The organism is Candidatus Symbiopectobacterium sp. (genome assembly GCF_020054415.1).
GTDB lineage: Bacteria > Pseudomonadota > Gammaproteobacteria > Enterobacterales > Enterobacteriaceae > Symbiopectobacterium.
This window is the reverse complement of sequence record NZ_JAHWCO010000496.1, coordinates 1-3,193: the sequence shown is the minus strand read 5'-3', so window position 1 is coordinate 3,193 and position 3,193 is coordinate 1. Positions and strand designations below refer to the sequence as shown.

The 3,193-nt window shown below is 51.6% G+C and carries 3 protein-coding genes and 3 pseudogenes; 2 read left to right on the top strand and 4 right to left on the bottom strand.

The features are described 5' to 3' along the window. Positions 1-107: IS1 family transposase (locus tag QZ506_RS14560; RefSeq protein WP_367273027.1), on the bottom strand; the 107-nt coding region annotated here is incomplete at its 3' end. 61 nt (positions 108-168) lie between these two features. Continuing rightward, positions 169-1,002: pseudogene (locus tag QZ506_RS14555) on the bottom strand (acyl-CoA dehydrogenase family protein); the annotation flags it as partial. A gap of 360 nt (positions 1,003-1,362) precedes the next feature. Between QZ506_RS14555 and lpcA the strand changes: the two are divergent. Continuing rightward, the gene (gene lpcA / locus QZ506_RS14550) at positions 1,363-1,947 is read left to right on the top strand and encodes a D-sedoheptulose 7-phosphate isomerase (RefSeq protein WP_291971996.1); all 585 of its coding nucleotides are present in this window, start codon (positions 1,363-1,365) and stop codon (positions 1,945-1,947) included. Between the two features lie 38 nt (positions 1,948-1,985). Then, positions 1,986-2,753, top strand: a complete 768-nt coding sequence (locus tag QZ506_RS14545) for a class II glutamine amidotransferase (RefSeq protein ID WP_291971994.1) — start codon at positions 1,986-1,988, stop codon at positions 2,751-2,753. On the opposite strand, the pseudogene QZ506_RS14540 reads toward QZ506_RS14545, so the two are convergent. Both QZ506_RS14540 and QZ506_RS14535 read right to left on the bottom strand, forming a co-directional pair. Further along, positions 2,724-3,056 (bottom strand): annotated as a pseudogene (locus QZ506_RS14540) (transpeptidase); the annotation flags it as partial. The gene QZ506_RS14545 and the pseudogene QZ506_RS14540 sit on opposite strands and share 30 nt — an antisense overlap. A 54-nt stretch (positions 3,057-3,110) precedes the next feature. Then, a pseudogene (locus tag QZ506_RS14535) lies at positions 3,111-3,193 on the bottom strand (lipoprotein); the annotation flags it as partial.

Here is a 3,193-nt window from a genome sequence, read left to right as displayed (position 1 = left end):
TTGCATGACTGACGACGGTAACGCTGATGGCCACTTTTGCCATAACCGTGTTTTTTCACAGGAGATGTCTGTTCACAAAACGGGCATCTTACATCAACTTTAGCCACTGTATTCCACATCCAAAACCGGACATTTCACAATGCAATCAACATATTGAATACACGACCAGCGTTTATTCCAGGTTAAACGCATACCCAGCACTTGCTCACCTTGCCATTCGCCATAGCACACAATGCCGACATCAGGAATCGAGCCCGCATCGGAGCCCGCTTCCGGGCTGGTGAGTGCAAAACAAGGAATTTCCTGACCGCGTGCCAGACGTGGCAGGTAGTGATCTTTCTGATCTTCAGTGCCGTAATGTTGCAACAGTTCGCCGGGGCCGAGCGAGTTAGGTACACCGACGTTGATCGCCAGAATGCTGGAGACACTCGCCAGTTTTTGCAGTACCTGAGACTGCGCATAGGCGGAGAATTCTATCCCGCCGTACTGCTTTTTGATGATCATGGTGAAGAAGCGGTGCTGCTTGAGGAACGCCCACAGCTCCGGCGGCAGATCGGCCAACTCATGGGTTATCTGGAAATCATTCGCCATGCGGCATGCTTCTTCCACCGGGCCATAGAGAAACGCTTGCTCTTCTTCTGTCAATGTCGGCTGCGGGTAGTTATGCAGCATCTTACAGTCCGGTGCACCGCGAAACAGTTCGCCTTCCCACTAGGTGGTCCCGGCGTTGATGGCCTCTTTCTCGGTGTTTGACATGGCGGGCATCACCTTCTTAAACGTCCCCAGGGCAGGGGCCGACAGTGTCTTTTGGCGCAGCGCGGCCACTACCAGTGGCGCCAGCACCACCAGCAGCGGCAACAATAACCAGTAGGACCACAGTCAACCAGCACCCATCAACGCGAAGTAGGCCACGAGCAACGCGGCGCTGAGCGGCAGATTCACCCGGTGATAAAACAGGGCTCCCACCATTATCAGCAAAACAAGAATACTGACTGCGACCATAGTTCGTCTCCAGAGTTGTCATCGGCCGTTAATCCGATCCGTTCACGTTGCGCCTGCGCGCATCCCACTCAATCCTGTTATCACTACGGCAAACATCTGCTAAGAGGTCTGACCTGTATGTGTATAGTGTGTAGTGCATCGCGTCTTTTTTATCAATTTATTTACAACACAATTACAACTTAACTCACAAACTGGTGTGTTTTTACCCCGGTAGTGATAAACATCAGCAATTGTCTTGATTGCGGCATAGCGTACTTCTCGCGGTTTCCACGATCCGTTACACTGCCAGCATTCCCTCTGCGCGCACCTCCTGTGCGGTGCAGAGTTATCGCCTGTTACCGAACAAAACGAGAGGATCCTATGTATCAGGACTTAATCCGTAGTGAACTGAAAGAGTCTGCGGCTACGCTGGACGCTTTTCTGAGTGACGACGCGAACATTCAGTCGATCCAGAATGCTGCGGTGTTGCTGGCTGATGCGTTCAAGGCGGGTGGCAAAGTGATTTCCTGCGGCAATGGCGGTTCACATTGTGATGCGATGCATTTTGCCGAAGAATTGACCGGTCGTTATCGTGAGAACCGCCCTGGTTACCCGGCGATTGCTATTTCCGATCCCAGTCATCTCTCCTGCGTGAGCAATGATTTTGGCTACGATTTCGTGTTTTCTCGCTACGTAGAGTCGTTGGGGCGTGAAGGGGATGTACTGCTCGGGATTTCTACTTCGGGTAATTCCGGTAATATCATCAAAGCCATTGATGCCGCTCGCGCCAAAGGAATGAAGGTCATCACCCTGACGGGTAAAGATGGCGGCAAAATGGCGGGCACGGCGAATGTAGAAATTCGCGTACCGCACTTTGGTTACGCTGACCGTATTCAGGAAGTGCACATAAAAGCGATTCATATCCTGATTCAGTTAGTCGAAAAAGAAATGGCAAAAGGGCAGTAATCTCGCCAAATTGCTAGCAGTAGGGGGTAGGAGGGGACATGTGTGAACTGCTTGGGATGAGCGCAAACGTTCCGAAGGATATTTGTTTCAGTTTTACCGGGCTTATAAAGCGCGGCGGCGGCACCGGGCCACACAAAGATGGCTGGGGCATTACCTTTTATGAAGGCAATGGCTGTCGCACGTTCAAAGATCCGTTGCAGAGTTTCAACTCTCCTATTGCCCGCTTGGTGCAGGAATACCCGATCACATCCTGCGCGGTGGTGTCGCACATTCGTCAGGCGAATCGCGGCGCGGTCACGCTGGAAAATACCCACCCCTTTACCCGCGAGCTCTGGGGGCGTAACTGGACGTTCGCCCATAACGGTCAGTTGAAGGGGTATCGCGGGCTGAAAACCGGCCATTTCCGCCCCGTGGGACAAACGGACAGCGAGTACGCCTTCTGCTGGCTGCTCAATCAGTTGGCGCAGCGTTACCCACGCTCGCCCGCAAGTTGGCCTGCGGTGTTCCGCTTTATCGCATCGCAAGCCGATGTGCTGAGAAGCAAAGGCGTGTTCAACATGCTGCTCTCTGACGGACGTTTTGTGATGGGATACTGCTCCACCAAGCTGTACTGGATCACGCGGCGTGCGCCTTTTGGTAAGGCAACGTTATTGGATCAGGATGTGGAAATCGATTTTCAGCAGCAAACGACGCCAAACGATGTCGTCACTGTGTTGGCGACGCAGCCGCTGACGGGGAATGAAACCTGGCATCAAATTATGCCAGGTGAGTTCGTACTATTTTGTTTGGGTGAACGCATAGCGTGATGGTTTTTCACTGCTGATAACGGATGGATTAACCACATACTGTCCGTTATTTACCGTGATTAATGGTGGCTGATAATTCTGGTTGAAATACGCATAACCCGGCTGAAGTTGGCTCCAGAATCTGTTATACGTGGAATTACGGTGGCGCTGCATGTTGGTTTCCGTCATACGGAAAGGATATATCGCCAAATCAATTTTGGTTTGTCCATTACGTAATGCAGCTTCAGCATAACGGTAAATTTCGTCGATATAGTTGTTGGTCATGGCATAACAGCCAACAGAGACACATTCACCGTGAATCAGGCTTTGTTGAATAAATCAGAACTTGTAACGACTGCGCCCCATACGGGTCGATTGTTACGTGATGCGAATACTGTTCGGCATTCCTAATAGCGTGATCCGGTTAAGCGCTTTGACCATGGCCATGGCTTCACCCACCT

What these genes read in the sequence shown, in the direction of transcription:
- lpcA (WP_291971996.1), top strand. Translation starts at nt 1,363, where the DNA reads ATGTATCAGGACTTAATCCGTAGTGAACTGAAAGAGTCTGCGGCTACG.
- QZ506_RS14545 (WP_291971994.1), top strand. Translation starts at nt 1,986, where the DNA reads ATGTGTGAACTGCTTGGGATGAGCGCAAACGTTCCGAAGGATATTTGT.